The organism is Kitasatospora sp. NPDC051164 (genome assembly GCF_044455625.1).
Classification (GTDB): Bacteria; Actinomycetota; Actinomycetes; order Streptomycetales; family Streptomycetaceae; genus Kitasatospora.
Map to the genome: position 1 here is coordinate 1 of NZ_JBITFB010000002.1, position 24462 is coordinate 24462.

General features: G+C 72.4%; 27 protein-coding genes. 16 read left to right on the top strand and 11 right to left on the bottom strand.

The annotated features are described in order from the left end of the window. A partial coding sequence (locus ACIBEC_RS02530) for an amidohydrolase family protein (RefSeq protein WP_360491582.1) occupies positions 1-405 on the top strand: 405 nt, incomplete at its 5' end. Between the two features lie 51 nt (positions 406-456). On the opposite strand, the gene ACIBEC_RS02535 is transcribed toward ACIBEC_RS02530, so the two are convergent. After that, positions 457-975, bottom strand: coding sequence for a hypothetical protein (locus ACIBEC_RS02535; RefSeq protein WP_360491585.1), 519 nt, complete (start codon positions 973-975; stop codon positions 457-459). Positions 976-1204: 229 nt separating this feature from the next. Continuing rightward, positions 1205-2533 carry an MFS transporter gene (locus tag ACIBEC_RS02540; protein ID WP_360491588.1) on the bottom strand — a complete coding sequence of 443 codons (1329 nt, stop codon included), beginning with the start codon at positions 2531-2533 and terminating at the stop codon, positions 1205-1207. Positions 2534-2749: 216 nt separating this feature from the next. On the opposite strand from ACIBEC_RS02540, the gene ACIBEC_RS02545 reads away from it, so the two are divergent. From ACIBEC_RS02545 to ACIBEC_RS02565, 5 genes are all read left to right on the top strand, one after another. Next, positions 2750-3553 (top strand): hypothetical protein, encoded by an 804-nt coding sequence (locus ACIBEC_RS02545; protein ID WP_360491591.1) that lies wholly within the window; start codon positions 2750-2752, stop codon positions 3551-3553. Next, the gene (locus ACIBEC_RS02550; protein ID WP_360491593.1) at positions 3493-4155 is read left to right on the top strand and encodes a hypothetical protein; all 663 of its coding nucleotides are present in this window, start codon (positions 3493-3495) and stop codon (positions 4153-4155) included. Before ACIBEC_RS02545 ends, ACIBEC_RS02550 begins: the two co-directional genes overlap by 61 nt. A 34-nt stretch (positions 4156-4189) precedes the next feature. Beyond that, positions 4190-5302, top strand: a complete 1113-nt coding sequence (locus tag ACIBEC_RS02555; RefSeq protein ID WP_360491596.1) for an alkene reductase — start codon at positions 4190-4192, stop codon at positions 5300-5302. Between the two features lie 23 nt (positions 5303-5325). Beyond that, positions 5326-5856, top strand: coding sequence for a hypothetical protein (locus ACIBEC_RS02560; RefSeq protein ID WP_360491599.1), 531 nt, complete (start codon positions 5326-5328; stop codon positions 5854-5856). Positions 5857-5997: 141 nt separating this feature from the next. Then, a complete protein-coding gene (locus ACIBEC_RS02565; RefSeq protein WP_360491602.1) occupies positions 5998-6840 on the top strand; it encodes an AAC(3) family N-acetyltransferase in 843 nt (280 codons plus the stop codon). A 102-nt stretch (positions 6841-6942) separates the two neighbouring features. On the opposite strand, the gene ACIBEC_RS02570 is transcribed toward ACIBEC_RS02565, so the two are convergent. The 5 genes from ACIBEC_RS02570 to ACIBEC_RS02590 form a co-directional block, all read right to left on the bottom strand. After that, complete coding sequence (locus ACIBEC_RS02570; protein WP_360491605.1) at positions 6943-8469, bottom strand: M1 family metallopeptidase; 1527 nt, start codon at positions 8467-8469, stop codon at positions 6943-6945. Positions 8470-8655: 186 nt separating this feature from the next. After that, positions 8656-9528, bottom strand: a complete 873-nt coding sequence (locus ACIBEC_RS02575) for a sulfurtransferase (RefSeq protein WP_360491608.1) — start codon at positions 9526-9528, stop codon at positions 8656-8658. Positions 9529-9704: 176 nt separating this feature from the next. Beyond that, positions 9705-10784 (bottom strand): class I SAM-dependent methyltransferase, encoded by a 1080-nt coding sequence (locus tag ACIBEC_RS02580; RefSeq protein WP_360491611.1) that lies wholly within the window; start codon positions 10782-10784, stop codon positions 9705-9707. Positions 10785-10930: 146 nt separating this feature from the next. Beyond that, a complete protein-coding gene (locus ACIBEC_RS02585) occupies positions 10931-11257 on the bottom strand; it encodes a hypothetical protein (RefSeq protein ID WP_360491614.1) in 327 nt (108 codons plus the stop codon). A 177-nt stretch (positions 11258-11434) separates the two neighbouring features. Then, the gene (locus tag ACIBEC_RS02590; protein WP_360491617.1) at positions 11435-12058 is read right to left on the bottom strand and encodes a polysaccharide deacetylase family protein; all 624 of its coding nucleotides are present in this window, start codon (positions 12056-12058) and stop codon (positions 11435-11437) included. Here ACIBEC_RS02590 and ACIBEC_RS02595 point away from each other — a divergent pair. Next, positions 12036-12326, top strand: a complete 291-nt coding sequence (locus ACIBEC_RS02595; RefSeq protein ID WP_360491620.1) for a hypothetical protein — start codon at positions 12036-12038, stop codon at positions 12324-12326. The two genes, ACIBEC_RS02590 and ACIBEC_RS02595, sit on opposite strands and share 23 nt — an antisense overlap. Before the next feature lie 223 nt (positions 12327-12549). Further along, positions 12550-13407: an SAM-dependent methyltransferase gene (locus tag ACIBEC_RS02600; protein WP_360491623.1), complete on the top strand. Its 858-nt coding sequence runs from the start codon at positions 12550-12552 to the stop codon at positions 13405-13407. Positions 13408-13463: 56 nt separating this feature from the next. On the opposite strand, the gene ACIBEC_RS02605 is transcribed toward ACIBEC_RS02600, so the two are convergent. Beyond that, complete coding sequence (locus ACIBEC_RS02605; protein WP_360491626.1) at positions 13464-14333, bottom strand: DNA-formamidopyrimidine glycosylase family protein; 870 nt, start codon at positions 14331-14333, stop codon at positions 13464-13466. A gap of 132 nt (positions 14334-14465) precedes the next feature. Between ACIBEC_RS02605 and ACIBEC_RS02610 the strand changes: the two genes are divergently transcribed. From ACIBEC_RS02610 to ACIBEC_RS02630, 5 genes are all read left to right on the top strand, one after another. Then, a complete protein-coding gene (locus ACIBEC_RS02610; RefSeq protein ID WP_360491629.1) occupies positions 14466-14927 on the top strand; it encodes an SRPBCC family protein in 462 nt (153 codons plus the stop codon). A gap of 80 nt (positions 14928-15007) precedes the next feature. After that, positions 15008-15685 carry a hypothetical protein gene (locus ACIBEC_RS02615; RefSeq protein ID WP_396287682.1) on the top strand — a complete coding sequence of 226 codons (678 nt, stop codon included), beginning with the start codon at positions 15008-15010 and terminating at the stop codon, positions 15683-15685. Between the two features lie 148 nt (positions 15686-15833). Continuing rightward, positions 15834-16628 carry a thioredoxin domain-containing protein gene (locus ACIBEC_RS02620; protein WP_360491635.1) on the top strand — a complete coding sequence of 265 codons (795 nt, stop codon included), beginning with the start codon at positions 15834-15836 and terminating at the stop codon, positions 16626-16628. Further along, on the top strand, positions 16625-17251 hold the full coding sequence (locus tag ACIBEC_RS02625; protein ID WP_360491638.1) for a vitamin K epoxide reductase family protein: 627 nt from the start codon (positions 16625-16627) through the stop codon (positions 17249-17251). Before ACIBEC_RS02620 ends, ACIBEC_RS02625 begins: the two co-directional genes overlap by 4 nt. Positions 17252-17323: 72 nt before the next feature. Beyond that, positions 17324-17911: a dihydrofolate reductase family protein gene (locus ACIBEC_RS02630; protein ID WP_360491641.1), complete on the top strand. Its 588-nt coding sequence runs from the start codon at positions 17324-17326 to the stop codon at positions 17909-17911. 127 nt (positions 17912-18038) lie between these two features. Here the strand turns inward: ACIBEC_RS02630 and ACIBEC_RS02635 are convergent, their stop codons facing one another. Then, entirely contained in the window at positions 18039-19037 is a 999-nt protein-coding gene (locus ACIBEC_RS02635; RefSeq protein ID WP_360491644.1) for an adenosine deaminase, read from the bottom strand. Between the two features lie 195 nt (positions 19038-19232). Here ACIBEC_RS02635 and ACIBEC_RS02640 point away from each other — a divergent pair, with 195 nt between their 5' ends. Together ACIBEC_RS02640 and ACIBEC_RS02645 are read left to right on the top strand one after the other, a co-directional pair. Next, a complete protein-coding gene (locus ACIBEC_RS02640; protein WP_360491647.1) occupies positions 19233-19514 on the top strand; it encodes a DUF6158 family protein in 282 nt (93 codons plus the stop codon). 134 nt (positions 19515-19648) lie between these two features. Further along, positions 19649-21037, top strand: coding sequence for an NADP-dependent succinic semialdehyde dehydrogenase (locus tag ACIBEC_RS02645; protein ID WP_360491650.1), 1389 nt, complete (start codon positions 19649-19651; stop codon positions 21035-21037). Between the two features lie 42 nt (positions 21038-21079). Here ACIBEC_RS02645 and ACIBEC_RS02650 read toward each other — a convergent pair whose 3' ends face one another. Together ACIBEC_RS02650 and ACIBEC_RS02655 are read right to left on the bottom strand one after the other, a co-directional pair. Beyond that, a complete protein-coding gene (locus ACIBEC_RS02650; protein ID WP_360491653.1) occupies positions 21080-21361 on the bottom strand; it encodes a hypothetical protein in 282 nt (93 codons plus the stop codon). Positions 21362-21409: 48 nt separating this feature from the next. After that, positions 21410-22456 (bottom strand): Ku protein, encoded by a 1047-nt coding sequence (locus tag ACIBEC_RS02655; protein WP_360491656.1) that lies wholly within the window; start codon positions 22454-22456, stop codon positions 21410-21412. Between the two features lie 457 nt (positions 22457-22913). Between ACIBEC_RS02655 and ACIBEC_RS02660 the strand changes: the two genes are divergently transcribed. Continuing rightward, positions 22914-24353, top strand: coding sequence for an amino acid permease (locus ACIBEC_RS02660; RefSeq protein ID WP_360491659.1), 1440 nt, complete (start codon positions 22914-22916; stop codon positions 24351-24353). Positions 24354-24462 lie beyond the last annotated feature (109 nt).

Below are 24462 nucleotides of genomic sequence, written 5' to 3' on the forward strand. Positions count from 1 at the left end.
TACGGCACCGCCGGCCCCGCCCGCGTCGCCCTGATCACCGACGCCATGGGCGCCGCCGGCATGGGCGACGGCCTCTACCCCCTCGGCCCCCTCCAGGTCGAAGTCAAGGACGGCGTGGCGATGCTTCCGGACGGCAGCTCCATCGCGGGCTCCACCCTCACCCTCGACCGGGTGTTCCGAAGAGCGCTCACCCTGGGGAAGCTGGCCCTCGGTCAGGCCGTCGAGTCGCTGTCCGCCACCCCGGCCCGGCTGCTCGGCCTGAGCGACTCCATCGGCACCCTCGAAGCAGGCAAGCTCGCCGACCTCGTCGTGGTCGACTCCGAGAGCCTCGACCTGGTCGCCGTGATGCGCCGCGGCCGCTGGGTCCTCGGCGGGGACAGGTTTCGCACGGTGACATCCGTCTGATCAGGCCGTCCGAGCCATCCGTCCGACAGGCCGTCGGCGCGTACTCCGCCGCTACCGCCAGTCGACGAGCAGCCAACCGCGGTGCGGCAGGTCCCCGTCGATGTCGACGGTGCGGCCGGTCGCGGTGGCGGCGACGCCCTCCGGAGCGGCCAGCGGGCGGAGCAGGGTGGTCTCGGTGTGGACGGGGTCGCCGGGCAGGTGCACCCGGACCCGGGCCGGGTCCGCGCTGCCGTTGGCCACGGCGAGGCGCCAGCCCTCGTCCGTCCGGGCCAGCTGCGGGATCAGGTGGGGGCCGCCGCTGACCAGTGGCAGGGTGGGGCGGTCGCCCTCCAGGTAGCGGACCATGGCGTGCAGCAGCCGCTGGCCGTCGTCGTCGTAGGGCAGCAGTTCGACGGCTGTGGCGGCCAGGATGCCGACGCGGCCCCCGAGTTCGTTGGTGACGACGCACCGGCCGGCGCCCCACACCTGGTGGTCCGGGGTCAGGACCTCGGTCCAGCTCTCGGCGTCCGCGGCCGGCCGCAGCCGGGCGAGCGCCGGCTGCGCGTTGACGCTGAGGTAGGCACCGTGCAAGACCTCCAAAGCGCCCTGCCGCGACCGCTCACAGCCACTCAAATCCGGGAGAACCAGGCACGATCCGGCCACCGGACCCCGCCGACCCCAGGGGCCACGGTTGAGCATTTTCGAACGTCCCCGGTGATCAAAGCTCAGCCCATTGATCAGTCCCGCGCACCCGCGGACCTGTACTCACCGCCGCCGACGCCCTGGGCGCCCGCCGACCGGCCCGGCGTCGTCCACCGGCTCAGCCGACCGCCGCGCCCGCCCGCTTCGACGGCTCGGCCGCCGAAGCCTTGGTCGCCGCCGGAGCCTCGGGCGCCGCCGGGCCGGTCAGGGCGGCCAGTCGGCGCAGGCTGGCCCGGCGCTGGAGCGCGCCGAGGCCGACGCTCGCCGCGCCGAGGCCCAGCCAGCCGGCCGGTCCGGCCGCCATCACCACCCCGGTCAGCAGCAGCGGGCCCACCGACTTCTGTACCGACTGGGACATCCCGGCCACCCCCAGGTACGAGGCCTGGGCACCCGGCGGTGCCAGGACGACCGCCAGCTCCCAGGAGCTCACCGACCGCATCAGCTCCGCCAGGGTGACCAGCATCGCCGCGGCCAGCAACGCGAGCGAGGCCGTCCACGGCCCTGCGCCGGTGGCGAACGCGATCAACAGACAGCCGGCGAACAGCGTCGCCCCGTACCAGCCCACCGCCGCGGCCGCCCCGCGCGGGCCCTCCGCCAGTGCCGAGACGCGCAGTTGCAGCAACACCACGAGCACCGTGTTGAGGACCAGGAAGACCGGGACGACGGCGCGCGGCGCGCCGGTGTGGTGGACGAGCCAGAGCGGCAGGCCGACGTTGAGGATCGAGTCGTCCAGGTTCATCGGCATGTCCAGCAGGACGAACAGCAGGTAGCCGCGGTCGCGCCAGGGGCTCGGCGCGGCGGTCGGGTCGGCGGCGGGCTCCGCCCCGGAGGCCGCCGCGGCCAGGCCGCGCCCGGCCGGTTCCCGGGTGCGCCAGACGAGGACGGCGGCCAGGACGAAGGAGAGCCCGTTGGCCACGATCAGCGTGCGGTAGGCGGCGGTGGTGCCCACGGCGAGGCCGATCGCCGAGATGCCCGCGCCGACCGCGTACCCGGCGTTGGCCACGCTGCGGAACAGGGCCTGGTACGTGGCGCGCCGCTCGCCCGCGATCCGGGTGGCGAACAGCATCTCCAGGGTTTTGGCGGCCCGCTCGGCGAGGCAGGTCAGGGCGACGACGGGGAGCAGCGCGGCGAAGTCGTCGACGACCAGCAGCAGGCCCATCGTCCCCAGCCGCAGCAGGTGGCACCCGATCAACAGCCATCGCACCGGCACCCGCTCGGCCGCCCGCCCGGCCAGCGGCGATCCTGCGATCCCCGCCACCGCGCCGACGCCCAGCAGCAGGCCGAGCCGCCGGGCGTCCATCCCGCACACGTAGGTGAAGTAGAGCACCGAGGCCGCCGCCCAGACGCCGGTCCCGGTCCGGTCGACGCACTGCGCCAGCAGCATGATCCGCGCGTCCCGCCCGCCCGGGGGCTTCCGCAGCTGCGCTATCAGTCCGTTCCCCCGCATGGCAGGCCCCCGTCGCACGATCGGCATCAATCTCGATATCAAGATACTTCATATCAAGACAACCACGGAACCCCCGTCCCCCGTCCCACCCGGCCACCCCCGACCCACCGGACCCTCGACGCGCGGCGGGCGGTGCGCCACACTCTCCCCAGCAGCACCCCCGCTCCCAACGCACCGGCACGACGTCATGACCACCGCACTACGGAGAGCCTCACGGTGAGCACTCGTCAACTGCTGGAGATCGTCTTCTCGTCCGGCCGGGCCGGGTCCGGCCCGGCCACCTGGGGCCAACAGGCCATCTGGGACGCCGTACGCCGGCTGGCCCCGGCCGACGCCCCGCGCTACAACATCACCACCGCCGCGCCACTGGACCCCGGGCTGCCGCTGCCCGTCGTGCTCGGCGCACTGGAGCAGCTGCTGCACCTGCACGACTCGCTGCACACCCGGCTGGTCCCGGGCGAGGACGGCAGGCTGCGCCAGGTCGTCGACCCGGAGGGAAGGTTGGGTGTCGAGGCGTGGCCCGCCGACGAGGGCGACGACCCGGCGAAGCTCGGCGCCCGACTGCACGAGGAACTGGCGGCGCGCCCCTTCGACACCGCCGCGCAGTGGCCGATCCGGGTCGGCGTGGTGACGGCGGACGGGCTGGCCCGGCACATCAGCCTGGTGCTCTCCCACACGGCGGTCGACGGCTCCGGAATGAGCCGGCCGGTCGCCGACCTGACCGCACTCAGCCTCGACCACTCCCCCGACGAGCCGGCCGAGCCGCGCGTACCCGCCCAACAGCCGCTGGAGGAAGCCGAGTTCCAGACCTCGAAGCGCGGCATCCGACGGGACACGGGCGCCCGCAAGCAGTTCGTGCGCAAGCTGCGGCGGGGACCGTCCCGGCTGTTCCCACCGGCCGCCGAAGGCCCGCCCCCGCCGCCCCCGCCTGCCCGGACCCGGCCCCGTTCCCGAACGCCGTGCTCCGCTCGCCCGCCCTGCCCCGGGCGGTCGAGCGGGTGGCCGCCGCCCACCGGGTGAGCACCTCCTCCGTGCTGCTCGCCGCGGCGGCCGCGATGACCGCCAGGCTCGCCGGGACGACCGAGGCCGTGCTGAACGTCGTGGTCAACAACCGCTTCCTACCCGAGCTGACCAACGCGGTGAGCGTGGTCGCCGGCGACGGACTGTTCCATCTCCCCGACGCCACCGCCGAGTTCGGCGAGGTCGTGCGCCGCACCCACGCCGCCGCAATCGGCACCTACCGGCACGCCTACTACGACAAGCTCGCGCTGGCCGCCGAGATCGCGCGGCTGACCGCCGAGGGCGTCGAACTCGCCGACCGGTCCTGCGTCTTCAACGACACCCGCGAGCTGCTCCCCGCCACCGCCGACCCCGGCGACGACCGGACCACCCTCACCTGGCCGGTCGAGTTCGAGCCGCGCCCCGGCCTGACCTACGCCCTGGACGCCCTGCAGTCCCCCGAGGCGCTCAGCCTCGCCATGACCGCGAACCCCTCCGTGCTACCGCGCCCCGCGATGGATCACTTCCTGTACGGCATGGAGGAGTTGATCCTCACCGAGGCGAGCGCCGCAGCCGCAACCCTCGTGACCCCGGCAACCGCCGAAGGGGCCACCGGCGCTTGAACCTGACATTGATGTCAAGTTCTACCGTACCGGCATGACCACCACCACGGAATCCCTGCTCGGCCCGTACCGCCTCGGCTCGCTCGACCTCCCCAACCGCGTCGTCATGGCCCCGATGACGCGCTACCGGGCCGCCGAGGACGGTACGCCGCTGCCCGTCGTCGCCGAGTACTACGCCCAGCGCGCGAGCGCCGGCCTGATCGTCACCGAGGGCATCTGGCCCAGCAGCCGCGGCCAGTCCGGCTGGTACCTCCCGGGCCTGGAGACGCCCGCGCACGTGGCCGGCTGGCGCGCGGTCACCGAGGCCGTGCACGCGGCCGGCGGGCGGATCGTCGCCCAGCTGATGCACGGCGGCCGCCAGGGACACCCCCTAAACCGGCTGCTCGGCGACCTGCCGGCCGGCCCCTCCGCCGTCCCCGCACCGGGCCCGGTGCACGTCAGGGACGGCGGCAAGGCCGAAGCCGTCACCCCGCGCGAGATGACCCGCGAGGAGATCCGTCAGGCGATCGCCGACCACGTCGACGCCGCCCGCAACGCACTCGCCGCCGGCTTCGACGCCGTCGAACTGCACGGCGCCAACTCCTACCTGATCCACCAGTTCCTGGCCGACAACACCAACCTGCGCACCGACGAGTACGGCCCCCACACCCTCGCCGACCGCCTGCGCTTCCCGATCGAACTCGTCACCGCCGTCGCCGACGCGATCGGCCCCGACCGCCTCGGCCTGCGACTGTCCCCCGGCAACCCGCAGTTCGGCATGCACGAGGCCGACCCGGCACCGGTCTACCGGGCGCTGCTCGCCGAACTCGACGGCCTCGGCCTGGCCTACCTCCACCTCACCGACAACGACGACTACCCGGCCCTGGCCGACCTGCGCCCCCGCTGGTCCGGCCCGCTGATCGCCAATGTCGGCGAGAACCGCGCCGCCACCGACCGTGAACGCGGCGAGGCGGTCCTGGCCGCCGGGCTGGCCGACCTGGTCTCCTACGGCCGCGCCTTCATCGCCAACCCCGACCTGCCGGAACGGTTCGCCGCCCACGCCCCGCTCACCCCCGTCGACCCGACCCACCTCTACGGCCAGACGGCGACCGGTCTCACCGACTACCCGAAGCTCACGGGCCACCCGACGCCAAGTCAGCTCGGTTGACACCGGGTCCTACCCTGGGCCCCATGCGGATCCTCGTCCTCGGTGGCACCTCCTTCGTCGACCGCACGATCGTCGACGACGCCCTGCGATCCGGCGCCGAGGTCACCCTGTTCAACCGCGGCCGGACCAACCCCGGCCTCTTCCCCGACGCCCGCCGGCTGATCGGCGACCGCGACACCGGCGATCTCACCGCCCTGCGGGAGGGCCACTGGGACGCCGTGGTGGACGTCAGCGGCTACCGCCCGCACCAGGTCGACCAGGCCATGGCCGTCCTCGGCGACCGGGTCGGCCGTTACCTCTACATCTCCAGCCACGCGGTTTACCGGCGGGACGGCCTCGCCCCCGGCTCGGACGAGTCCGCCCCGCTCCGCGCCCCGCTGCGCGAGGCGGAGCAGCTCACCGAGGAGACCTACGGCCGGCCAGGTCGCCTGCGAGGACGACGTCACCGCCCGTTACGGCGAACCGCCGCTCGGCCACGGTTTCACCCCCGAGCAGGAGGCCCGGGCCCTCGCCGAGGCGGACACCCGATAAGCCGAGGCCCGGCCCCTTCCTGACCGGCTGTCAGTGGCACCCGCTATGGTCGGCCCCGAACGATCGGACCACCACCACACCGTCGGCGGCGCATCGCCGCCGCACCCGCACCGGCACCACATCCCGCAGCTCCGGAACCGACACCGGCATCACCAGGGGGCACCATGACCGCACCGGGCACCATCCCGCTCACCACGCCACTCACCACCGCCGACCTCGTGGCGGGCTGGCGCCGGGTGGGCGTCCGCGAGGGCATGGCGCTGATCGTGCACTCCTCGCTCTCCAGCCTCGGCCGGGTCGAGGGCGGCGCGGCGGCCGTGGTGGCCAGCCTGCGCGAGGCGGTGGGGCCGTCCGGCACCGTCGCGGTGCCCACCTTCACGACCGCCACGGTCAGCGACCCGGCCCCCGGGCACCCCGGGCCGCCCACCCCCGAGGTCGCCGAACTCCGGGCCGCCGTCCCGCTGTTCCGGCCCGATCTCCCCTCCCCCATGGGCGCGGTGGCGGAGGCCCTGCGCGCCCTGCCGGAGAGCCTGCGCAGCACGCACCCGCAGGCCTCGGTCGCCGCCGTGGGGGCGCACGCCCGGGAGGTCACCACCCGCCGCTCGCTCGGCTTCGCCATCGGCCGGGAGTCGCCGTTCGGCGCACTGCACGACCTCGGCGGCCATGTGCTGCTGGTCGGCGTGGGGCACAACCGCAACACCTTCCTGCACTACGCCGAGACTTTCGCGCCCAACCGGCGGCTCAAGCTCCGCCGCTTCCCGATGGCGATCCAGGGCGAGCGGGTCTGGGTCGAGGCGCCGGACGTGGGCGACGACAACGACACCCACTTCCCGCTCGTGGGCCGGGAGTTCGAGGAGCGGGCGGGCATCCGCGAGGTGCTGGTCGGTGCCGCGCCCTGCCGGCTGGTTCCGGTCCGGGATCTCATACCCTTCGCCGTCCGCCGCCTCACCGAGCTACTGGCGGCGGACGGCCGGGGAGCAGCGGCGGACGGTCCCGCAACGGCGTAGCCCGGCCGCCCGCTCACGCTCGAGCGGACACCCGGGCCCCGCCCGTCACCTCACCTCACCTGGCCCGACCCGGCGTCACGACCGGGGCGTCAGTGCCCCGGGTCAGTGCCGCGCGTCGTGCAGGGAGTTGGTCTCCTGGATCTTTTTCCAGGACTTCGGCTCCGCCGGCAGCTGCTCGTCGGCCTGGCCCGCGCCCGGCGCCAGCGAGGCGGCCGCCGCGGCCCCCGCCGGCACCGGCCCGGCGGCCGGCTTCGCGGCGGTGAAGAGCCAGGTCTGGAAGAGGTCGCCGAGCTTCTTGCCGGAGATCTTCTCCGCGTACGCCTGGAACTCCGGGATGGTGGCGTTGCCGTAGCGGCGCTCGGTGGGCCAGCCCTTGAGGATCTGGAAGAACTTCTCGTCCCCGACGGTGTTGCGCAGCGCCTGGATGGCGACCGCGCCCCGGTCGTACACGGCGCCCGAGAACTGGTCGTCGGCACCCGGGTCGCCCGGCTTGACGGTCCAGAACGGGTCGCCGGCCGGGTGGGAGGCGTAGACGTAGTCGGCCAGTTCCTGCGCGGTGCCCTCGTTCTCGTGCTCGGACCAGAGGAACTGCGAGTACCGGGCGAAGCCCTCGTTCAGCCAGATGTCGCTCCAGCGCGAGAGCGAGACGCTGTCGCCGTACCACTGGTGGGCCAGCTCGTGGACGACCACCGAGGTGTTGGAGCCCTTCGCGAACATCCGGGGGCTGTAGAAGACCCGGGTCTGGGTCTCCAGCGCGAAGCCGGTCGGGACGTTGGGGACGTAGCCGCCGACCGAGCTGAACGGGTAGTCGCCGAAGTAGCCGCTCAGCCAGTCGACGAGTTCGCCGGTGCGCTCGACGCTCGCCTTGGCCGCGTCCGCGTTGTCGCCGAGGTCCTTGCTGTACGCGTTGTAGACCGGCAGCCCGCTCGGCGTGGTGTCCGTCGTGACGTCGAACTTGCCGACCGCGAGCGTGGCCAGATATGTCGCCTGGGGCTTGGTCTCGCGCCAGCTGTAGCGGGTCCACCCGGCCTGGGAGGAGGTGCCGGTCAGGAGGCCGTTGCTGATCACCTGGTTGCCGTCCGGCACCAGCACCGAGACGTCGAAGGTGGCCTTGTCGCTCGGGTGGTCGTTGCTCGGGAACCACCACCAGGCCGACTCGGGCTCGCCGGCCGCCACCGCGCCGTCCGGCGTGCGCAGCCAGGCGGTGAAGCCGTACTTCTTCACAGTGGAGGGCACGCCCTTGTAGCGGACCACCACGGTGGCCTGGCTGCCCTTGGCGAGCGGCCGGGCGGGGGTGACCTCCAGCTCCTGCTCTCCGCTGGTGGTGAAGGTCGCGGGCCGCCCGTTGACCCGGACCTCCGAGACGTTCAGCGCGAAGTCGAGGTTGAACCGGGAGAGGTCCTGGGTGGCGGTGGCCAGGATGGTGGTGGTGCCTTCGAGTTCGTCGGTGGCGGGCTGGTACTTCAGCCGGATGTCGTAGTGCGAGACGTTGTATCCGCCGTTGCCGTAGGTCGGGTAGTAGGAGTCGCCCGTCCCGGCCGCGCCGGGTTGGAAGTCGGATGCCGAGGCGGGGACGGCCAGGAACAGGCTCAGGGCACTGGCAGCAGAGACGATCAGCCTCTTGCGCACGTGGTCCTCCAGGGATCACCGGAACGATGGGTTGGATCGATCCTTGTCCCGGTGGTCCCCGCTCCACTCCCCCATTGTGAGATGTTCATGAAAAGAAACGCGCCGAAATGACACCGTCGCAGCAATGCCGCGACGCCGTCACCTCACCCCACTTGTCACTCCTGCCGCTCAGGCCACTCTCACCACTCAGGCCCCGAGCGTCACCGGAGCCCGCACCAGCGAGCCGTACTCCGTCCACGAGCCGTCGTAGTTCTTCACGTGCGGGTAGCCGAGCAGCTCGGTGAGCGCGAACCAGGTGTGCGCCGACCGCTCGCCGATCCGACAGTAGGCGATCACCTCGCGCTCCGTCTCCACGCCCTTGCCCGCGTACAGTGCCCGCAGCTCCTCCGCCGACCGGAACGAACCGTCATCGTTGGCCGCCTGCGACCAGGGGATGTTGACCGCGCCCGGGATGTGCCCGGGCACCTGTGCCTGCTCCTGCGGCAGGTGCGGCGGCGCGATCAGCTCGCCCCGGAACTCGGCCGGCGAGCGGACGTCCACCAGGACCGCGTCCGCCCCTGGCTTGGCGAACACCTCGGCCTTGGCCAGCACCTCGTCCCGCAGCGCCCGCAGCTCCGGCCGCTCGGGCCCGGTCAGCCGGTAGCCGGTGTGCTGGTAGTCCATCACCTCGCCGGTGAGCTCGCGGCCCTCCAGCTCCCACTTCTTGCGCCCGCCGTCCAACAGCCGCACCGGCCCGAAGCCGCGCAGCCGCAAGAGCCAGTAGGCGTACGCGGCGAACCAGTTGTTGTTGCCGCCGTACAGCACCACGGTGGTGTCGTCCTCGACCCCGGCCGCCCGCAGCAGGTGCTGGACGCCGTCGCGGTCGGCGTAGTCGCGGCCGACCCGGCTGTGCAGGTCGGTGGTCCAGTTCCAGCCGACCGCGCCGGGAATGTGGTCCCGGTCGTAGGCGGTGGTGTCCTCGTCCACCTCGACGACCCGGATCGTCCCGTCGTCCAGGTGGTGGGCCAGCCAGTCGGTGCCGACCAGCGCCTCGGGGTGTGCGTAGCCGTTGCCGGTCATCCCGTGCCCTCCTTCACTCCGCCCAGGGCTGCACGGACCGGGCCGCCGGGCGCGCACGCGCCGGCGCGCCGCGAACGGGCCGGACACTTCGAACGTACGTCTGCCGCCGCGCCCGGGCCACCCCGGCCGAAAACCGCGCCCGTCCGCCGTTCGCCACCCCGGCCGGGGCCGTCCCCTCAGGCAGCCGCCCCGTCCGGCCGCGCCGCGTAGTACAGGTTCAGGATGTCCCCCTCGACCCGCTTCGCCTCGACCGACCGGAACCCGGCATCCGCCAGCATCCGCCGCGCGGTCTGCTCGCCCCAGACCGTCCCGAGGCCCTCGCCGCCCTCGCCGAGCGAGACCGTCATGCAGTAGAAGGTCGAGAAGGTGTAGAGCGCGGGCGCCAGCGGGTGCTCGACGTTCTCCTCCAGCTTGCTGCTGGCCGCGATGTCGCCCATCAGGAAGACCCCGTCGGGCCGCAGCGCGCCCGCGATGGCGGCGAGCGTCCGGGTCGGGCGGGCCAGGTCGTGGATCACGTCGAAGGCGGTGACCAGGTCGTACCCGCCGGTCAGCTCGGCGGAGTCGGTGACCTCGAACCAGGCGTTGTGGAGACCGAGTTCGGCCGCCGATTCGCGGGCGGCGGCGATCCCCTCGGCGGAGATGTCGATCCCCGTGAACCGGCTCGCGGGGAACGCCTTGGCGAGCACCGTGATGGCGTGGCCCTGCCCGGTGCCGATGTCCACCACGTCGATCCCGGCCCGCAGCCGCTCGGTCAGCCCGTCCACCAGCGGCACGATCGCGTCCACCAGCGCCAGGTCGTACACCCGGGCGGTCTCCTCGGCCTGCAGCCGCTGGAAGCGCGGGTAGGCGGAGTACGGCATCCCGCCGCCGGTGCGGAAGTGGCCGAGCAGGTCCTGCTCGACCTCGCCGATCATCGACAGGAACTGCATCATGGCGCCGAGGTTGTCCGGCCCGGCCGCCCGGGTCAGGGACGCCGCGTGCTCGGGCGGGAGCGCGTAGGTGCGCCGTTCCGGGTCGTACTCGACGATGCCGCCGACCACCATGCCGCCCAGCCACTCGCGCACGTAGCGCTCGTTCAGTCCGGCGGTGCTCGCGATCTCCTCGCTGGTCGAGGGCGCGAGTCCGGCCATCAGGTCGAAGAGCCCGGTCTGGTGGCCGAGGCTGGTCAGGAATCCCAGGCAGGCGTCGTTCAGCACCTGCACCATCCGTCCGGCGAAGGCCTCCTGCTTCACCGCGTCCGGTTCCCGTACGGACATGACTTCCTCCTCCGCGGCCGGGACGGCGACCCCTCCCTGTCACGCTACGCCGCCACCCCACGAGCCCCAACAGACGGGCGGCCCGGCGATCGGTCCCTACCGATCGCCGGACCGCCCGCCCGGGAGGTCCAGCCCGTCCGTCGGCCTCAGGAGAAGATGACGGAACGCAGCTTCAGCCGGTCGCCCAGCTTCTTGCCGGGGTTCATGACGTAGAAGGTGTCGCCGTTGCAGCCGAAGTCGAGGAACACCGTGGCCGTGGAGGTGGTGAAGTTCTCCGGCGCGAAGGCCGGGGCCTTCTCCGTCGCGCCGAACAGGTCGATGCACTTGCCGCTCTCCGGGTCGGCGATCCCGGCCGGGACCCCGGGGCCGACCTTGTAGAGGAAGTCGCCGGTGGCGGCGTTGGCGGACATCGGAACGGCGAGAACGAGGGCGACGGCGCTGGCGACGGCGAGAACGGTGTTGCGGAGACGCATGGGTGAGGGCCTTTCAGGTGGTACCCGGGCGGTACCTGATGAATTGGTGCGAGACCACCCTAGAAGCCAGAAAACCGCAGAAACGGTTCTTCCAATCCACCCTTTCGAGTGGTTTGAACTGAAAAGCCGCCACCTTGCCGTCCATCCCGCATGTCACTCCCCATCGATCCGTGTCACTCAGTTCGGCGGAGCCGTGAAGGAGTACCCCGAGTCGATGAGCACCGGCAGGTACGTCTTCAGCGCCGCCACCGTCTGCGAGCGGTCCCCTCCGCCGTCGTGGTTGAGCACGATCGCCCCGGGCCGGACGTCCTTGAGGATCCGGTCGGTGATCACCGAGGTGCCCGGCCGGGCCCAGTCCCTCGGGTCCACCGACCAGCCCATGTTGCGCATCCCGAGGTCGGCGGCCACCTTGAGCGAGACCGGGGACCAGTCCCCGCCCGGCGCGCGGAACCAGGTGGGCAGCCGGCCGGTGGTCCTGTGCAGCAGGTCCGTGGTGCGCTCCAACTCGTCCTTCACCTTGGTCTCGGACAGGTGCCGCAGGTCCGGGTGGGTCCAGGTGTGGTTGGCGATGTGGTGGCCTCGGTCCGCGATCTCCCGCACCAGCTCCGGGTGCTCGACCGCGTTCTCGCCGATCAGGAAGAAGGTCGCCCGGATCCCGTGCTGCTGGAGCAGCGCCAGCACGGTGGGCGTGTGCCGGGGGTCCGGCCCGTCGTCGATGGTGAGCGCCACCACCCGCCGCGCCGCGTCCAGCTCGTACACCGGCTTGCTCTCCGCGTCCGTGAGCGTCTTGTGTACGGGCACCACGCTCGGCGCAGCGGCCGACGGGGAGGCCGACGGCGACGGCCGGGTCATCGAGGGCGAGGCGGTCGACGAGGGCACCGCCGACGGCGCGGCCGGTGCGGCGCCCGGCGCTCCCTCGGGCCTGGTCGGCGCCACCGGAAGGGCGATCTCGGCGACCCCCACTTCGGCGCCGCTCTCCTCGCCGTTCCAGGGACTCCGGCAACCGGCGGCCGCCCCCAGCAGGGACATCCCGGCCGCGACCAGCAGCAATCTTCGCGAAGTAATCTGACGATCTGACAGCATTCTGAATGCTTCCCCCGGCCGTCATCGCCCCTCCCAGGGGTAGCCCCTACAGCCCCGATCACCACTCCGACGGCCCAAGGGCGGTCGCACACACCCCGCTTCCCGGGTTCTTCCGCCGCGGTCTTCCCCGACCGGACGCTCGGCCTCCCGCCCGGGCCGCTACGCTGTGCCTTCCCCAGTGTGATGATCTGCCATCAGAGGACGTGGCCATGACGACAAGTCAGGACTTCCCCCAGCAGGGCCCGCAGGACGACGCTGTCGAGCCGAGCCAGTGGGAACGTTTCGGCGTCGACACCACCACCCCGCACTCCGCGCGCGTGTACGACTACTGGCTGGGCGGCAAGACCAACTTCCCACCGGACCGCGCCATGGGGCAGGCCATCGAGCAGGCCGTGCCGAGCGTCAAGGAGATGGCCAAGGCCAACCGCGCCTTCCAGGGCCGGGCCGTCCGCCACCTGGCCCGGGAACACGGCATCCGTCAGTTCCTCGACCTCGGCACCGGCATCCCCACCTCGCCCAACACCCACGAGATCGCCGAGGCCGTCAGCCCCGGCACCCGGGTGGTCTACGTCGACAACGACCCGATCGTGCTCGCCCACGCCCGCGCGCTGATGGTCTCCAGCCCGGCCAGCCGCACCACCTACATCCACGCCGACCTGCGCAAGCCCGAGGAACTGTTCGCCGACCCGGCGCTCACCTCCACCCTCGACCTCACCGAGCCGGTCGGCCTGCTGATGATCGCCGTACTGATGCTGATCGCCGACGAGGACGACCCGTGGGGCCGGGTCGCCGCGCTGCGCGACGCCCTGCCCGCCGGCAGCTGCATCGCCCTCACCACCCCCACCCCGGACTTCGACCCGGAGGCCGTCGGCAAGGTCGCCGAGGCCGCCCGGGCCGGCGGGATGACCCTGGTACCGCGCTCCTACGACGACGTGGTCCGCTTCTTCGACGGCTGGGAGCTGGTCGAGCCGGGCGTCGCCCCGGTCCTGGCCTGGCGCCCGGACGGCGAGCCCCCGGCCGACCCGAAGGCCGCGTACTACTGGGGCGGCGTCGCCATCAAGCGCTGAGCCGCCGAACCGGTGCCGGGCAGGACGGCCGCACACCGACCCGCCCGGCACCGGGTTCACTTCAGCAGCCGCGACATCCGCCGGTCGGCCAGCGGCTTGCCCCCGGTCTGGCAGGTCGGGCAGTACTGCAGCGAGGAGTCCGCGAAGGACACCTCCCGCACGGTGTCCCCGCAGACCGGGCACGGCTGGCCGGTCCGGCCGTGCACCCGCAACCCGAGCTTCTTCTCCGCCTTCAGGTCCCCCGCCGTCAGCCCGCGCGAGCGCTCCACCGCCTCGCGCAGCGTGCTGCCGAGCGCCTCGTACAGCCGCGCCGTCTCCTCCTCGCTCAGACTGGCCGCGATCTTGTACGGCGACATCCGGGCCGCGTGCAGCACCTCGTCCGAGTAGGCGTTGCCCACCCCCGCCAGCACGCTCTGGTCCCGCAGCACACCCTTGATCCGGTGCCGGTCGTCCCGCAGCAGCGCGGCGAAGGCGTCCAGGGTGAAACCCGGATCCAGCGGGTCCGGGCCGAGCCTGGCCACGCCCGGCACCTCGGCCGGGTCCTTCACCACGTAGACCGCGAGGCCCTTCTTCGTCCCGGCCTCGGTGAGGTCGAAACCGTCACCGGCCTCGCCCTCCAGGCGCAGCCGCAGCGCCAGCGGGTTCTTCGGGCCGGGCCGCGGCGGCTCGGCGGGCAGGCTGTCCTTCCACCGCAGCCAGCCCGCCCGGGCCAGGTGGACCACCAGGTGCAGCCCGCCGGCCTCGATGTCCAGGAACTTGCCGCGCCGGGCCACCGCGCCGACCGTCCGCCCCTCCAGCGCCGTCACCGGCGGGTCGTACGTCTTCAGCGCGCTGATCGCCACCGGCTGCACCCGGGCGATCACGCGCCCGGTCAGCCGCTCGGACAGGAAGGCGCTCAGCGCCTCGACCTCGGGCAGCTCCGGCATGCGCCCAGTCTCCCCCAGCCCACCGCCCGACGCGCGCCCTGCCCGCTGCCGCAACCGCCCCTCCGACTCCGCCGCCTTTGCCCACCCCCACCCCGAAGCGCAGGCTGGAACGGAGGGAGGTGCCGCGCCGCCATGAGCACCCTTGAGGAACAGATCGACATCGCCGCCCCCGTCCTCGCCGCCTGGGAGCAGCTCCATCGGGTGCACGACTACCCGCGGTTCGTCGACGGCGTCCGCAGTGCCCATCCGCACGGGCAGAACCTGGCGCACCTCGGGGTGGCGGTCGGCGGCGCCGAGCGCTCGGTCGACACCGAGATCACCGACCGCGGCCGGGGCCGGGTAATGGCCTGGCGGACGCTGGACTCCCTCCGGCTCCGCGGCGCGTTCGCCCTGCTGCCGCTCGACGCCCGGCACACCCGGCTGCAGATCCGGGTGGAGTACGACCCGGAGGCGGTGCACGAGGCGTTCGGCGGGCCGCGCGGCTTCGCCCAGGCCGGGGCGATCGAGCGGACGGTCCGCGAGGACCTGCAGCATTTCCGGGAGCTGGTCGAGGCCCGGGTGAGCGCCGCCGACGAGCCGCCGCAGGAGCCGTAAGAGACACATAAGCCCAGCTCAGCACGGGTGGTGAGGCTCTTCACAGAGCACCGCCCAGCAGACCGTTCCACTTTCAACCTGTGGCAGACTCGGATGCCATGGACATCGGCCCGGTCACCAGGACGCTTCGCGCGGCGGTCTTCGCCGCGCTGGTCGTGCTGCTCGCCGGGCTCGGTCAGGTGCTGGTCACCGGCCGCGCGCTGCCGGTCGGTCCGATGCTCCTCGCCTCGGTCGCCGTCTTCGCGGTGGCCTTCGCCCTGGCGGGCCGCGAGCGCGGTTACCCGACGATCGCCGCGGTGTTCCTGCCCCTGCAGCTGGGCGCCGGCGCGCTGTTCGACGTCGCCCAGACCGCATGTCCCTCCATGCCGCCCGGCGCCGGGCACGGCCTGCAGCCGCTGCTGTGCGGCGGCGGTTCGCTGGGCGGTTTCCTGCTCGGCCACGGCGTCTCCCAGCACACCGGCGTGCTGCTGCTCCTGCTGTTGCACGCGGTGATCGCGCTGGTCGGCGCGTACTGGCTGCGCCGCGCGGACGCCGCGTTGTCCGGCCTCGCCCGGGCGGTCCGGATGCTGGGCGAGTTCCTGCACCGCCACCTCCCGGCCGCCGCCCGCCGGCTGCTGCTGCTCACCGCGCCCGTCCCGGCCCGTCCGGTGGCGCGGATGCCGTTCCCCCCGGCCAGCCGCGTGCTGGTCCCCGCCGAGGACGTCGTCGTCCGTCCGGCCGTCCGGCGCGGTCCGCCGGTGTTCGCCCTGGCCGTCTGAGCCCCTCGCTCGACCCGAGCTTCCTTGCCCGCCCCGGGCTTCCCCGCTCGCCCCGAGCCCGCTCGCTCACCCGGCCGTCTCTCCCCGCGCAGGCCCCGACCGGCCGCGCCCGCACCCCCGCACGCCCGAGAGCACAGGACGACACCCCATGAGCAACACCCGCAAGACCGACCAGAAGACCTCCGCCACCGACCGCATGCGCAGCGCCCGCGCCCAGGCCGAGCGCTCCGACCGGATCCGCCGCCGGGTGGTGGTCGGCGTCGCCTCCGCCGCGGTGCTGGCCCTCGCGGCGGGCGTGGCCTTCGCCGTCGGCGGCTCCTCCGGCTCCGGTTCGGACGCCGCCGCGAGCGGCCCGCTGGTCGTCCCGGCGAACGCGACCGGCGACGGCGGCACGGTGATCTCGTACGGCAAGGCCGACGCCCCGCACACACTGTCGATCTACGAGGACTTCCGCTGCCCGTTCTGCGAGCAGTTGGAGACCACCACCGGCACGACCATCCAGCAGCTCGCCGACGCGGGCACGTACAAGATCGAGTACCACCTGGCGACGTTCCTGGACAAGAACCTCGGCGGGAAGGGCTCGCGCACCGCGCTGGCCGCCGCCGGCGCCGCCCTGAACGAGGGCGTGGACAAGTTCAAGCAGTTCCACGACGTGCTCTACGCCAACCAGCCGGACGAGCGCAGCGACGCCTTCGGCGACGTCAACCACGTCCTGGACCTGGCCGGCCAGGTGCCCGGTCTGAAGACGGACGCCTTCGTCAAGGCCGTCCAGGAGGGCACCTACGCGCCGTGGGCGGCCAAGGTCAACGAGGAGTTCGACAAGAGCGACGTCACCGGCACCCCGACGGTCAAGCTGGACGGCCGGAAGCTGGACGTCCTCACCGACGGCAAGGCGGCCTCGCCCGAGCAGTTCACCGCGCTGGTCAAGCAGGTGACCGGGTGACGGCCCCCTCCCCGGCCGCTGCCGTCGGAACGGCCCACGGCGCGAGCCGCCCGTTCGCCTGGCTGCTGCTGATCGGCGGCGCGGTCGGCCTGTTCGCCTCGGCGGTCCTCACCCTGGACAAGATCCGGCTGCTGAAGGACCCGTCGTACGTCCCCAACTGCAACATCAATCCGATCATCAGCTGCGGCTCGATCATGCGCAGCGCGCAGGCCGAGGCCTTCGGCTTCCCCAACTCGCTGATCGGGCTGGTGGCCTTCGGGGTCGTCATCGCGGTGGGTGCCGGGCTGCTCGCGGGTGCGACGTACCGGCGCTGGTTCTGGCTCGGCCTGCAGGCCGGGACGGTCTTCGGGGTCGGCTTCGTGACCTGGCTGATGTACCAGGCGCTCTACCGGATCGGCGCGCTCTGCCCGTACTGCATGGTGGTGTGGGCCGCGGTGGTCCCGCTGTTCTGGTACACCACGCTGCACAACCTGCGCAGCGGCGTGATCCCCGTGGGCCCGCGCCTGCGCGTGGTCGTCCGGGAGGCGGCCCGCTACCACTGGGTCGTTCCGGCACTGTGGTACGCGGTGATCGCGCTGCTGATCCTCAACCGGTTCTGGTACTACTGGAGCACCCTGATCTGATCCGCTCCGCCGCCCTCCCGCTCCCGTCCGGAGCGGGAGGGCCACCGGACCACTCCTCCTCGTGGGGGCTTCATGCGACGCAGGATCGTCCTCTTCGTCTCCCTCTCGGTGGACGGCTACTTCGAGGGCCCGGACCACGACCTCTCCTGGCACCTGGTCGACGACGAGGTGCACACCCACTTCAACCGGGAACTCGCCCGGATGGGTGGTTTCGTCTCCGGCCGGGTGACGCACGAGCTGATGGCCTCGTACTGGCCGACCGCCGATCGGGACCCGGCCGCCGACGGACCGATGATCGAGTTCGCGGGCATCTGGCGCGCGATGCCGAAGGTCGTCTTCTCCCGCACCCTCGACCACGCCGACTGGAACACCACGGTGGTCCGCGAGGTCACCCCGGAGTCGGTCGCCGCCCTCACCGAAGGCCCGGGCGGTGACCTCTCGCTCAGCGGCGCGAACCTGGCCTCGTCCTTCCTCGACCAGGACCTGATCGACGAGTTCCGCCTCTACGTCCACCCGGTCGTGCTCGGCCGCGGCACCCTGTTCTTCCGCCCGACCGACCGCCCCACCCCGCTCACCCTGACCGGGACCCACCGGTTCACCAACGGCGTCACCCTGCTCCACTACGTCCGGGACCGCGGGGCTGCCTCGGCAGCCCCGTGAGGTCGGTGAAGGCGGCCGTGCCGGAGTAGCCGCAGGCCCAGCTGGGCCGGGGGCTCCGGCGGCGGGGCGGTCACCCGGACGGGCCGGCCAGACCGGCCCGGTGGGAGTGTCGGGCGATCCGCCCGCGTCAGCCCGCCGCCGGGCCGAAGGTGAACGCCTCGACCTCCGCCAGGAGTTCAGCCCGCCGCCCCTCGTCAATGAAGGAGGCACGGAAGGAGTTGGCGGCCAGCCGGCGCAGGGTCTCCTGGTCCAGGCCGAGGGCCTCGCGGACGGCGCGGAAGTTGTCCTCGACGTAGCCGCCGAAGTACGCCGGGTCGTCGGAGTTGACGGTGACCAGCAGGCCGGCCTCCAGCATCTCGAGCAGCGGGTGGTCGATGATCGTGTCGATGCAGCGCAGGCGGACGTTGGACAGCGGGCAGAGGGTCAGCGGGATCTGCTCGCGGACCAGACGGGCGACCAGTTCGCCGTCCTCCAGGCAGCGCAGCCCGTGGTCGATCCGTTCGACGCCGAGGACGTCCAGCGCCTCGGTGATGTACGAGGCCGGGCCCTCCTCGCCCGCGTGGGCGACACGCCGCAGTCCGGCCTCGGCGGCCCGGCGGTACACCTCGCGGAACTTCGCCGGCGGGTTGCCGACCTCGGCCGAGTCCAGGCCGATGCCCGCGATCCGGTCGAAGTACGGACGGGCGGCCTCGAAGGTCTCCAGCGCGGACTCGGCGGGCTCGTCCCGCAGGAAGCACATGATCAGCCGGGTGCTGATCCCGTACCGCTCCTCGCTGCGCGACAGCGCCCGGGTCAGACCGTCCACCACCACACCCAGCGGCACCCCGCGCGCGGTGTGCGCCTGCGGGTCGAAGAAGATCTCCGCGTGCCGGACGCCCTGCTCGGCGGCCCGTGCCAGGTAGGCGTCGGCGAGCTCGGCGAAGTCGTCCTCGGTGCGCAGCACGGCCATCAGCGCGTAGTACAGGTCCAGGAAGGACTGCAGGTCGCTGAAGGAGTACGCGGTGCGCAGCTCCTCGGTGTCGGCGTACGGCAGCTCGACCCCGTTGCGGGCCGCGAGCTCGAAGGCGAGTTCGGGCTCCAGGGTGCCTTCGATGTGCAGGTGGAGTTCGGCCTTGGGAAGCGGCATCAGCGATCTGTCCGAGCGGTAGCGGGAAACCCGAAGGTACGGAAAGATTCATCCTACGATCCGGACGATCAACGCTAATACTCCGCCGCGATCCGCCCCCGGGTGCGCCCCGGGCACGCCCCGGAGCGCACGGGTGTACCGGCGACGGCCACCGGGCACCCCGTAGGAGGGGGCTTCCGCCGAGGAGGTACCGAGATGCGGCACGCCGACGCCACGCACATCCGGCCCGAGGGCATCTCCCCGCACGCTCTGGGCAATGACACGCTCCTGCACGAGCTGGAACAGCTGCACCGCACGCGCCACGAGACCTTCCTGTACGGCTCGGAGGAGGCGCTGAAGCGGCACACCCTGCGCACCGGGCAGCTGGAGGCCGAATACCTGCACCGGTTCCCCAGCCGGCAGGTGACCGCCGGGCGGACCAGGGCCGGCGCCCGGGCCCGGGAGGCGGCGGCCCGGGTGGAGTCGCTGCCGGAGTGACGGGGCCGGAGTGACGGGGCCGGTCCGCGCGCCCGGCGGGACACGCCGGGCGCGCCGTGGCGTGCCCGGAGCCCGGCCGTCGGGGAGGGTGTGAGGGCAGACGCACCGGACCCAGACCCCCTCGGGAGCCCCGTATGCCCATCGCCAGCGTCAACCCCGCGACCGGCGAGACCCTGGAGACCTTCGAACCGCTCGACGCGGCCGGACTCGAGCGGCGGCTGGCCCATGCCGAGGCCGCCTTCCACGGCTACCGCAATTCCCCGTTCGCCGCCCGGGCCGAGCTGATGCGCCGCGCCGCCGACCTGCTGGACCAGGACCGGGAGACGGTCGCCCGGACCATGACCGAGGAGATGGGCAAGCCGCTCGCCGCCGCCCGCGCCGAGGCCGCCAAGTGCGCGAAGGCGATGCGCTGGTACGCGGACAACGCCGAGGCGCTGCTCGCCGACGAGCACCCGGCCCCGGCCGACGTCACCGACTCCGGCGCCGCCCGCGCGTACGTCCGCTACCGCCCGATCGGGCCGGTGCTGGCCGTGATGCCGTGGAACTTCCCGTTCTGGCAGGTGATCCGGTTCGCCGCGCCGGCCCTGATGGCGGGCAACGTCGGCCTGCTCAAGCACGCGTCCAATGTGCCGCGCACGGCGGTGGCGCTCGAGGAGCTGTTCCAGCGGGCCGGCTTCCCGGAGGGCTGCTTCCAGACGCTGCTGATCGGCTCGGGCGCGGTCGAGGGCGTGATCCGGGATCCCCGGGTGGCCGCGGTGACCCTCACCGGCAGCGAGCCGGCCGGGCGGGCGGTCGCCGCGACCGCGGCCGACGTGGTGAAGAAGGCCGTGCTGGAGCTGGGCGGCAGCGACCCGTTCGTCGTCCTGCCGAGCGCCGACCTGGACGCGGCGGTGCAGACCGCCGTCCGCGCGCGGGCGCAGAACAACGGCCAGTCCTGCATCGCCGCCAAGCGCTTCATCGTGCACACCGACGTCTACGACCGCTTCACCGCCGGCTTCGCCGAGGCGATGCGGTCACTGCGCGTCGGCGACCCGATGGACGAGGCCACCGACGTCGGCCCGCTGGCCAGCAGGCAGGGCCGGGACGACCTGGAGGAGCTGGTCGAGGACGCCCGGACGCACGGTGCCCGGGTCGAGTGCGGCGGCGGGCGCCCGGAGGGCTGGGACACCGGGTACTTCTACGAGCCGACGGTGCTGACCGGCATCACCCCGGCCATGCGGATCCACCAGGAGGAGACCTTCGGGCCGGTGGCCACCGTCTACCGGGTCGCCGACCTGGACGAGGCGGTCGCGCTCGCCAACGACACCCCGTTCGGCCTCAGCTCCAACGTCTGGACCCGGGACGAGGACGAGCAGGAGCGCTTCGTGCGCGACATCCAGGCCGGCGGGGTGTTCTTCAACGGGATGACCGCCTCCCACCCGGCACTGCCGTTCGGCGGCGTCAAGCGCTCCGGCTTCGGGCGGGAGCTGTCCGGGCACGGGATCCGGGAGTTCTGCAACGTCACCACGGTGTGGATCGGCTGATCCCTCCCGGAGCCCCGTTCACCCCGGCGCTCACCGGCCGGGTCAGGCCGCGATCCGGTGCCTGCCCCGGCCGGGTGTCATCCATCGGGCGATCACGCCGACCATGGCGACGACGGTACAGCCCCAGAAGATCGCCATCAGCACCAGCATCGGCGTCAGGCTCACCTGGGTGGCGACCATGCCGAGCCCGACCGAGAGCGCGATCATGAACGTCACCACGGTGGGGCTGAGGGTGAGCAGCCAGTTCCAGGCCCGGTGCCCGAAGCCCTGGTTTCTCTGGGCCTCGGGGCCGGCTTCGACTTCCTTGTAGGTCAGCAGGTCCATATGGATCGCCTCCAATGCTGGACGGGAGGGAAAGGCCTGGCCCGGGGGTCAGGAGGCCCTGCGGGGAGCCGTGGACTTCCGGCTCGTGGTCTTCTTCGCCGCGGGCGTCTTCTTCGCCGTGGTGCTCTTCTTCGCCGTGGTGCTCTTCTCGGCGGTCCGCTTGGCAGTCTGTTCGGTGGTCCGCTGGGCGGCGGGGGCGCTCTTCTTCGCGGCGGCGCGCTTGCGCGGAGCGGGCTTCTGCTCCTCCGCCGACGCCGGCTCCGCCTCCGCTTCCGGTTCCGCTTCCGCTTCCGCTTCCGCTTCCGCCGCCGGTCCGTGGCCGCCCTTGGCCCGCTTGAGGCTGCTGCGCAGCGCCTCCATCAGGTCGATCACGTTGTCCGGCGCCTCGCCGGGCTCCTCCTCGTGCGGGATCTCGACGCCCTCCAGCCGCGCGGTGATCACCTGCTGCAGCGCCTGCTGGTAGTCGTCGTGCAGCTGGGCCAGGTCGAAGTCCTCGGAGAGGGTGTCCATCAGCGACCGCGCCATCTTGAGCTCCTGTGGCCGGACGGTGACGTTCTCCTCGGGCGCGATCCCGGCCGCCGGGCGGACCTCGTCGGGCCAGATGCAGGTCTGCAGCACCAGCGTGTTGTCGTGCACCCGCAGCACCGCGGGCGACTCCCGGGTGCGCAGCGCGATCTTGGTGACGGCGATCTGCCCGGACTCGGTGAGCGCGTCGCGCAGCAGCGCGTACGGTTTGGCGGCGGCCTTGTCGGCGACACCCACGTAGTAGGCCTTGGAGAACATCAGCGGGTCGATCTCGCCCTCGTCGACGAAGGCCAGCACGTCGATGACCTTCTTGCTGGGCAGCGGCAGGTCGGCGAGGTCCTCGTCGCTGAGCGTGACGGTCCGCCCGTCGGGGGACTCGTAGCCCTTGGCGATCTCCGCGTACGGGACCTCCTTCTCCTCCTGCTCGCAGTACCGCTTCATCCGCACCCGGCCGCCGTCCTTGGCGTGCACCTGGTGCAGCGGGACGTCGTGCTCCTGCGTCGCGGAGTAGAGGTGGACGGGGATGCTGACCAGCCCGAAGCTGATCGTCCCCTTCCAGGTGGTCTGCATGGGGTCGCTCCTGTCCGGCGCCGGGAGCCGACGGCCGCCGGGAACCGGCGATCACCGGGAACCGAGGGCGCCGAGCACGCTCGGGAGTGCTCCGACGAATGCCCCGAGAATCCCACTCTGCCCGGGTTTGCCCCGATCGGCCACACCGCGCCGCCCACGGCCCGAGGGAGGTCGATGCGGATGACCGCCCGCACGGAGGCGACCACGCTCCGCTGAGGGGGATCTGAGCTCGCCCGGTCTCCACCTACCTGACGCTGCGTCAGATCTGAGCTTTCCGGACCCCTGTTGCACCCGCTCTGACCTGGCCTTTTGTGTTCGGTAAGCGAACAGTTATCAATGCCTTGTTCCGATACTCGGGCGTAGAAGTTAGGTTGCACCGCAATGCGCGGGTCTGTCCCCCCACCCTGTGGCGACGAGCCCGGGGTCGCCGCGCTGGAAAGGCACAGGGCACCCCTAGATGAGTGCGAACACCACCAAGTCGGCGGCAGCCGCCCAGGTCCCCCACCAGGCGGGGCCGCAAGGGCACGGCGGAGACGGCAACCTGAAGGCCGGGCTCAAGAACCGCCACCTGTCGATGATCGCCATCGGCGGCGTGATCGGCGCCGGCCTCTTCGTCGGCTCCGGCGCGGGCATCGCGTCCACCGGCCCCGGCATCCTGCTCTCCTACGCACTGGCCGGCGCGTTGGTCGTGCTGGTGATGCGGATGCTCGGCGAGATGGCCGCGGCCGATCCGCAGAGCGGCTCCTTCTCGGCGTACGCGGACCGCGCGCTGGGCCGCTGGGCCGGGTTCTCCATCGGCTGGCTGTACTGGTTCTTCTGGGTCGTGGTGCTGGCGGTCGAGGCGACGGCCGGCGCGAAGATCCTCAACCAGTGGGTGCCCGGCGTGCCTCAGTGGGGCTGGGCGCTGATCGTGATGGCGGTGCTGACCGCCACCAACCTCTTCTCGGTGGCCTCGTACGGCGAGTTCGAGTTCTGGTTCGCCGGGATCAAGGTGGTCGCGATCGCGGCCTTCCTGGTGATCGGCCTCCTCGCCGCCTTCGGCCTGCTGCCCGGCACCCACGCGGTCGGCACCAGCAACCTGACCGGCCACGGCGGCTTCCTGCCGCACGGGGTGGGCGCGGTGTTCACCGGCATGCTGACCGTCGTCTTCGCCTTCATGGGCAGCGAGATCGTCACCCTGGCCGCCGGCGAGTCGGAGGACCCGCAGAAGGCGGTCACCAAGGCCACCAACAGCGTGATCTGGCGCATCGGCATCTTCTACCTGGGCTCGATCCTGCTCGTGGTCACCCTGCTGCCCTGGGACTCGGCCGAGGTCAAGGCCAGCCCGTACGTGGCGGTGCTGGACCACATCGGCATCCCGGGCGCCGGCCAGGTGATGGACGTGATCGTGCTGACCGCGGTGCTGTCCTGCCTCAACTCCGGGATGTACACCGCCTCCCGGATGGCCTTCTCGCTCGGCCAGCGCGGCGACGCCCCGAAGGCCTTCGCGAAGGTGACCGACCGCGGCGTGCCGCGGGTGGCCATCCTCTCCTCGGTGGTCTTCGGTTTCGTCGCGGTCTTCTTCAACTACACCTCGCCGGACACGGTGTTCGCCTTCCTGCTCAACTCCTCCGGTGCGGTCGCGCTCTTCGTCTGGCTGGTGATCTGTGCCACCCAGCTGCGGATGCGCAAGATCATCGAGCGGGAGATGCCCGAGCGGCTGACCGTCCGGATGTGGCTGTACCCGTACCTGACCTGGACCGCGATGGGCATGATCGGGTTCGTCATGGCGTACATGTTCACCGACGCCGACGGGCGCAAGCAGATGTACCTGTCGCTGGTCGCCGCGGCGATCGTGCTCGCGGCCTCGGCCGTGGTGGGCCGCCGGCGGCGGGCCGCGGTGGCGGCGGAGTCCTGACCCGTCCGCACCGCGCGGGAACGCCGGGCCCGGGAGCCGCTACGGAGGCTCCCGGGCCCGGCGCGTTTCCCGGGCCCCCGCCCTGTCGGCACGATGGCGACACGACACC

Excerpts from the sequence above, each read along its gene's own strand:
- ACIBEC_RS02540 (WP_360491588.1), bottom strand. The coding sequence starts at position 2,533 with ATGCGGGGGAACGGACTGATAGCGCAGCTGCGGAAGCCCCCGGGCGGG.
- ACIBEC_RS02555 (WP_360491596.1), top strand. The coding sequence starts at position 4,190 with ATGACCACCACCACGGAATCCCTGCTCGGCCCGTACCGCCTCGGCTCG.
- ACIBEC_RS02560 (WP_360491599.1), top strand. The coding sequence starts at position 5,326 with ATGCGGATCCTCGTCCTCGGTGGCACCTCCTTCGTCGACCGCACGATC.
- ACIBEC_RS02565 (WP_360491602.1), top strand. The coding sequence starts at position 5,998 with ATGACCGCACCGGGCACCATCCCGCTCACCACGCCACTCACCACCGCC.
- ACIBEC_RS02575 (WP_360491608.1), bottom strand. The coding sequence starts at position 9,528 with ATGACCGGCAACGGCTACGCACACCCCGAGGCGCTGGTCGGCACCGAC.
- ACIBEC_RS02580 (WP_360491611.1), bottom strand. The coding sequence starts at position 10,784 with ATGTCCGTACGGGAACCGGACGCGGTGAAGCAGGAGGCCTTCGCCGGA.
- ACIBEC_RS02585 (WP_360491614.1), bottom strand. The coding sequence starts at position 11,257 with ATGCGTCTCCGCAACACCGTTCTCGCCGTCGCCAGCGCCGTCGCCCTC.
- ACIBEC_RS02600 (WP_360491623.1), top strand. The coding sequence starts at position 12,550 with ATGACGACAAGTCAGGACTTCCCCCAGCAGGGCCCGCAGGACGACGCT.
- ACIBEC_RS02605 (WP_360491626.1), bottom strand. The coding sequence starts at position 14,333 with ATGCCGGAGCTGCCCGAGGTCGAGGCGCTGAGCGCCTTCCTGTCCGAG.
- ACIBEC_RS02610 (WP_360491629.1), top strand. The coding sequence starts at position 14,466 with ATGAGCACCCTTGAGGAACAGATCGACATCGCCGCCCCCGTCCTCGCC.
- ACIBEC_RS02620 (WP_360491635.1), top strand. The coding sequence starts at position 15,834 with ATGAGCAACACCCGCAAGACCGACCAGAAGACCTCCGCCACCGACCGC.
- ACIBEC_RS02630 (WP_360491641.1), top strand. The coding sequence starts at position 17,324 with ATGCGACGCAGGATCGTCCTCTTCGTCTCCCTCTCGGTGGACGGCTAC.
- ACIBEC_RS02635 (WP_360491644.1), bottom strand. The coding sequence starts at position 19,037 with ATGCCGCTTCCCAAGGCCGAACTCCACCTGCACATCGAAGGCACCCTG.
- ACIBEC_RS02640 (WP_360491647.1), top strand. The coding sequence starts at position 19,233 with ATGCGGCACGCCGACGCCACGCACATCCGGCCCGAGGGCATCTCCCCG.
- ACIBEC_RS02645 (WP_360491650.1), top strand. The coding sequence starts at position 19,649 with ATGCCCATCGCCAGCGTCAACCCCGCGACCGGCGAGACCCTGGAGACC.
- ACIBEC_RS02650 (WP_360491653.1), bottom strand. The coding sequence starts at position 21,361 with ATGGACCTGCTGACCTACAAGGAAGTCGAAGCCGGCCCCGAGGCCCAG.
- ACIBEC_RS02655 (WP_360491656.1), bottom strand. The coding sequence starts at position 22,456 with ATGCAGACCACCTGGAAGGGGACGATCAGCTTCGGGCTGGTCAGCATC.
- ACIBEC_RS02660 (WP_360491659.1), top strand. The coding sequence starts at position 22,914 with ATGAGTGCGAACACCACCAAGTCGGCGGCAGCCGCCCAGGTCCCCCAC.